This window comes from Salinibacter sp. (assembly GCF_042218895.1).
Taxonomy (GTDB): domain Bacteria; phylum Bacteroidota; class Rhodothermia; order Rhodothermales; family Salinibacteraceae; genus Salinibacter.
Map to the genome: position 1 here is coordinate 35,316 of NZ_JBDGQQ010000100.1, position 6,147 is coordinate 41,462.

At 59.1% G+C, this 6,147-nt stretch carries 5 protein-coding genes; 1 reads left to right on the forward strand and 4 read right to left on the reverse strand.

The genetic code is table 11. The features are described from left to right. Positions 1-24: 24 nt before the first annotated feature. Together ABEL04_RS09225 and ABEL04_RS09230 are read right to left on the reverse strand one after the other, a co-directional pair. Entirely contained in the window at positions 25-804 is a 780-nt protein-coding gene (locus ABEL04_RS09225) for a TerC family protein (protein ID WP_375802099.1), read from the reverse strand. A gap of 220 nt (positions 805-1,024) precedes the next feature. Then, complete coding sequence (locus tag ABEL04_RS09230) at positions 1,025-1,459, reverse strand: hypothetical protein (protein ID WP_375802100.1); 435 nt, start codon at positions 1,457-1,459, stop codon at positions 1,025-1,027. Positions 1,460-2,060: 601 nt separating this feature from the next. Here ABEL04_RS09230 and ABEL04_RS09235 point away from each other — a divergent pair. Continuing rightward, entirely contained in the window at positions 2,061-2,540 is a 480-nt protein-coding gene (locus ABEL04_RS09235) for a PAS domain-containing protein (RefSeq protein ID WP_375802101.1), read from the forward strand. Between the two features lie 35 nt (positions 2,541-2,575). Here the strand turns inward: ABEL04_RS09235 and ABEL04_RS09240 are convergent, their stop codons facing one another. Then, entirely contained in the window at positions 2,576-5,410 is a 2,835-nt protein-coding gene (locus ABEL04_RS09240) for a UPF0182 family protein (protein WP_375802102.1), read from the reverse strand. Between the two features lie 360 nt (positions 5,411-5,770). Next, the gene (locus ABEL04_RS09245) at positions 5,771-6,145 is read right to left on the reverse strand and encodes a 2Fe-2S iron-sulfur cluster-binding protein (protein ID WP_375802103.1); all 375 of its coding nucleotides are present in this window, start codon (positions 6,143-6,145) and stop codon (positions 5,771-5,773) included. Between the last annotated feature and the right edge of the window lie 2 nt (positions 6,146-6,147).

Consider the following 6,147-nt stretch of genomic DNA (forward strand, 5'->3'; position numbering starts at 1 on the left):
CTTTGCCTTTCCGGGCAGAGTTCTTTACTCCTCCTGAACCGCGCGCTTGACAGCCCGCCGCAGCCGAGGACGATGCAGGTGAACAGGTTTGCTCTCCTCTTCTTTTCCGCGCCTGATACTCAGATTGAGGAGTTCAACGAACAGCGAGAAGGCCATCGCCGAGTACACGTACCCCTTCGGAATGTGCTGGCCGAGCCCGTCGGCGAGGAGGGTAACCCCGATGAGGAGCAGAAAGCTTAACGCCAGCATCTTTACGGTGGGATGGGCCTCGATAAAATTCGCGATGGGGCCCGCCAGTATCATCATGACGACGATGGCAACAGTGACGGCGGCAATCATCACCTCAATGTGCTCCGCAATGCCCACCGCCGTGATCACTGAGTCGATGGAGAAGACAAGATCGAGTAGAAAGACCTGAGCGATCACGCCGGCGAACGTGGCTGCCCCCCCCGCCTCTGTCTCTCCGTTTTCCCCTTCAAGCTTGTCGTGAACCTCCGTCGTCGCCTTGCCGATGAGAAAGAATCCACCCACGATCAGAATCAGGTCACGCCCACTGAAGGCCTGCTCTAGCAGTGAGAAGAGCGGGGTGTTGAGTGACATCACCCAGTTGATGGAGAACAGCAGGAGAATGCGCCCGATTAGCGCCGCCCCGAGCCCCATCCGTCGGGCGAGCGGCTGCTTCGACGGCGGCAGCTTGTTCGACAGGATTGAAATGAACACGATGTTGTCGATGCCCAGAACGATCTCCAGGACCGCCAGCGCACCGAACGCAATCCAGGCTTCAGGACTCGTAATCCACTCCATGAGAGAACGAAAAGTGTTCGACAATGCAGGCGACAGTGCTTAGCGAGGCCCTGAGGGGCATCGCGCACGCAGAACGTAGAAAAGGGACCCCACGTCTTGCAACGTGAGATCCCAATTCGGGGTGGCGCAGGGCCGTTTCTCCAGAAATCTTTGATCGTTGTCCGCAGAGGCCGAGCGTAACGCTGTGGGGAGCAAGGGAGACATCCTTACCAGCGGCTGATCATTCGAGCGGCTCGACAAGAAAACCCGTGACCTCATCCACACGTTTTCGGCTGACGAGGGGTTCGAGGGCCTGAAGAATCAGACTTACGCAGGTGGCCCGGTAGATGAGACTATCATCGGGCCGCCCGTTCTCGGCCGTCTGGTTCTGGATCTGGGTATTCAGCATCGTCCAGTGGCACTTTACTTCAATGTACTGGATGGCAAGCCCCCGCTCAAGCTCGTCGAGAGAACCAATTTCGAGCAGGCTCTCAAGCATTCGGTTACGAAGACCGGACACGTACGCCCGAACGGCTTCTCGGTCGGCAGGAGCTGCGCTGGACCACTGGTCTAGCACCTCCTCCCACTGATCTTCTAGCGGTCCCCGAAGGACCTCCCGGACGCGCTTGCGAAGCGCCTTGAGTTGGGACTCGGTACCCGTCGATGTCTGACTCATCCGGCGGTGCTTCAAATCCAAGGAGCGCTGCTGCTGGCTCCCCGAGGACTGCTCAGAGCCCGCGGGTGTTGCGTGTCTTCCAGATAACCAGTAACCTACGGATGGATATAGGAGAGCTGAGCCGAGGATTCTTCGCCGTCCCGCCTCCATTTGCTTCATAGCGACTTGGTTACATCCGCCCCTTAACGCAGGTCAGGCCGAGATCCGCTCTGTTTTCTCTGGGAGAACGGATCGAAGCAGCAACGGACCAATACAAGAACTTCAGAACCTGTTTTGCGAGCAGGTGAGCAGCCGAGACACAGTGGGCGAAGCTGCAAAATGGCGCCCAAGTGAGCCCTGTAGTGGAACTACCGGGCGAATGCAGAAGCCATTTTGCACGAGATCCACGAAGTCGCAGCGCTGGGAGCGCGGCGACCGAGTACTCCCGGGGTGGCCGCAGATGTCTCGCCAAACAGGTTCTCAACATCCTAACCGTCCCACTGCGTCCGCCGCCGATCGACGCCGGTGTATCTGGCGTTGCGCCCAATGATTCGGCACTTGCAAGCGTCGTTCCCCCGTCCTTTCACCACTCCCCTGCCGCCTCGCCCGTTCCGTTCGTCCCATGGCTTCCTCCAAGGACCCGTATTCGTACCTGCGCGGAGACGAGCCCGCATCGGAGTCTGATGCGGACGACTCCGAGGTGGAGGCGTCTGGCTCTCGGGAGTCAGCAGTGGATCTCGCGTTTGAGGATGAGGAGGTGGGGGAGAAGCTTCGTCACTTGGGCGAGGAGGAGCTTGACAAGGCCCCGTTCGGAATCATCCGGATTGACGACGAAGGGGTGGTTCAGTTCTACAACCGCTATGAATCGAATCTGAGCGGCATCGACCCCTCCGAGGCTGTCGGCACGAACTTTTTCACGGAGCTTGCCCCCTGCAGCAACAATCCACTGTTTTTCGGACGATTCAAGGAGGGTATCAAGGAGGGGGCACTTGACGAGTACTTCACCTATACCTTCACCTATAAGATGCGGCCCACTCTGGTCGACGTTCACCTCTACCGCGACCAGGACGGAAACAACTGGATTATGATTCAGAAGCGGTGATTCAGGGGGGAGCCGCAGGATCGAACGACGAGCGTCTAAGGCCCTCCCTGCTGCACGGCACCGGAGGCGGATGGAACGGCCCCCGTGGTATCGGGGATCGGAACGGTTCCTGTGGTGTCGGGGGTCGGAACTTCGTTCAGTACCTGTTCCAGTTCCTCGAACCGATTCCCGAAGTCGGCAAAGTTCCCGCTTTCCAGTGCCTTCCGTGCCTCCTGGACGAGTTCCTGGGCTCGCTGCAACTCTTCAACCTGCTGGGGCGTCGCAGCCTGGGCCCGCTTCGCGGCTTTCTGGACGGCCGCCACGGCCTGCTGGCGCGTCTGTACGACTTGCTGGCCCATCACAGCGTTGAGGGACTGCCGGAGAGTTTTCTTCATGGCCACACGGTTTCCGTACGACACGATCACGCGCTGCATCTGTGGGATCTGGATTTCGTTGGCGATGAGGTAGATCGGTTCCACGTAGAGAAACGACTCCTCGATGGGCACCACGATGAGGTTGCCCCGAATCACCTTCGACCCACGCTGGTCCCAGAGCGAGAGCTGGCGCGAGATCTCGGTGTCCTGATCGATGCGAGACTCGATCTGGTTGGGTCCGTAGATAAGTTTCTCCTTCGGCAACTGGTAGGTTACAAGCTCCCCGTAGTTGGGAGGATCGGACTTTGCCGCGATCCAGGCAATCATGTTGTCCCGGTCCTCCGGCGTCATCGGCGTCATCAGCATGAACTGCTGCTGCTCCTGCCCCGGCAGTTTGGTCATAATGTAGTACGGTTCCATGAGGCGCTGCCGGCCCGAGTACTGCTCCTTGGGCCGGGTCCACAGGTCCTCGTTGTTGTAGAACACCTGCGGGTCGGTCATGTGGTACCGCGCGTACCGCTCAATCTGCATGCTGAAGAGGTCCTCTGGATACCGGATGTGTTTCCGGAGATTGCTGGGCATCTCTTCGATCGGCTTGAAAAGCCCTGGAAAGGCCTTTTTGTAAGTCTCGATAATCGGGTCCTCAGTATCCGTGACGTAGAAGGACACATCGCCGCTGTACGCGTCGATGACGATCTTCACCGAGTTACGAATGTACCGCGTTCCTTCGAATCCCCGCTGGCCGCGGATCGGTTCCGAGTACGGAAAGGACTGGGTTGACGTATAGGCATCCTGGATCCAATACTGCCGCTCGTCGCTCAGTACGAAATACGGGTCCCCATCGAGCTTGAGAAACGGCGCGATATGGGACACCCGCTCGTTGATGCTGTTCCAGATCTGGATCTGGCTCTCATCGGTCAGATAGTCAGTGAGCAGAATGTTAAAGTCGCCCGTGAAGTAGCTGAAGAGAAGATCTTTCCAGAAGCTACCGACCGGGACGCCGCCGTCCCCCTTGTAGGCCGTGTACACGTTCTTGTCCCCCTTCGGATAGTCGAGCTCTTGGGACTTGGTATCGACGAGACGGTAGGTCGGCACGTCTTCCCCGTAATAGATAGCCGGGTTGTCGACGGCGAGAGTCGAGTCAGTTTCGGTAGGGGGGAGGTCCTTGACTAGGAACTCGGGCGTTCCCTCCGTACCCTGGCGCGCCACGAGGTTGGCCACGGAGCCATAGCCGTGCGTGTACTGCAGGTGGCGGTTTACCCAGTTTCTCGACCCCTGTGGAAGTCGCGGCGTCAGTTGCCGCGCAGAGAGCATCACTTGGCGCATCTCTCCGTCGATTCTGTACCGGTCAACATCGACATCCTTGAACGTGTAGTAGGTCCGGATCTGCTGAAGCTGTTGGTATGTGTCGATCAGGAGGCGTGGGTCCCAGAGCCGCACGTTTTCGATGGTTTCCCGGTTCTGCTCGATGTCCTTCGGGGTCAGGTTCGTGCGTGCGGGATAGGACTGTACCTGCATTTCGTCGAGGTTAAAGGCCTCCCGCGTCAGACTGATGTTGTGTTTGAGGTACGGGCGCTCCAGCTCCAGCTCGTTGGGTAGCACGGTAAGTTGCGTGACAAGGGTAGGGGCCAGCACGAGTCCCACGACCAGAACGACCACGTACCCCAGTGCGCCAATCCCAAGAAGCCGCAGCCGTTTTTGATACAGATTCCAGGCCACCAGCCCCGCCAGCACGAGTGTCGCGATAATCATGACCCAGAGGGCGGGAATCATGACGTTGACGTCCGTGTAGCCGGCTCCGTACACAGCTCCTCCCCCGCCTTCCTGCAGCAGCTCGTACAGGTCGAGGTAGAACCCCCAGGTCCATCCCAGAAGCAGAAGAATGACGTTGGCCCCAAGGTGGCGGAGGGCCCCGGAGTCGACCTGAAACTCTCCATCTTGAATGCCAATCTGGCCGGCGATGACGTAGCCCGTTACGAGGACCAGGAGGCCCAGAAACGCCAGCCCCACAACGCCGCTCTGGAGTGCCTGCAGGAAGGGAAGCTCCAGCATGTAGTATCCCAGATCGATGCCGTAAATGGGATCGCTCTGCCCGTACGGTTGGGCGTACCAAAAGCGGAGCAGCTCGTCCCAGCGTCCCGAAAATCCGGCGGCGAAGAGGAGGCTGAGCACCCCCGCGATGACGTACGCGAGCCGCTTCAGCCGGTTGCGCGTGAGGGGCTCGCCTCCGATCTCAGGAGCTTCCCCACCCTGGGCCCAGCGCGACGCCCACAGAGGGGGAATGTTGCGGATCAGGAAGTGGAAGTTGCCTCCGAAGTAAAGACTCGTCAGCACAAAGACGAGAACGAACAGAAGTACCTGAGTGCCCCGAATCGTCCAGAATACACTTTGAAAGTCGAGCTCCCCCATCCAAAAGTACTCGACGACGAGATTCGGCGCGAAGAGCAGAACGGTAAGCACAACTCCGAGCGCCCCCAGGAGAACCTGAAGAATGCGACTCGATCGGAGGAGAGACATGGAGGATGGCAAATATTGAGGGAAGCGCTGCGATGCGTACCCCCGCAAAGAGAATTCTGGAGGGGCCGGCCAGGGACATAAGGCAGTGTCCCAAACGGGTATGGGAGAGCGGGGTTCTACACAGTAGGATTCTGCCCGGTCCGTAACGATTGTGCTGCTGTACAGACCGGGGATTTCGGAAGCTTTGTGCAGTCTTTCCGATATGCCCAGGACCTGTCCCTTCCTGGGACCGGAGATAGGGGGGACAAGAGGGGCTCTGTCGTGCAAACGGCTTCATCCCATGGTGACGAGAGGGCCCCGGTGACCCTGCAGATACGACCGTTAGGATTGCTGGTGGGGAGAGCAGGCGAACCCCTTGGACTATTCTTCTTCCAGGGATTCGATAGGGTACCACTCCGCTTCTGGCTCGACCATGATGGCGGGCTCTGGGCCAGCATCGTCCCATCCCTGATCCTCGACCGTCATGAGCGGCTCGACCGTCATGTCACGGTCGACAACGATCTGGCACGAAAGACGCATGTCGCCAAACTGCCCGATGTCGTGGAGCTTTTCGTGCTCGGCGGCGGTCATGACGCTGGGTTCTCCGTCCTCAAAATTCACGCGACAGGTCGTGCACTGGGCGTGTCCGCCGCAACGGTGCCCGAGATTCGCGCCACAGTCTTCGATGGCCCGAACGAGGCGTGTGCCTTTCTCCACCTCGAACGTGCCGACGCCTTTCACAGTGAGTTCGTACATAA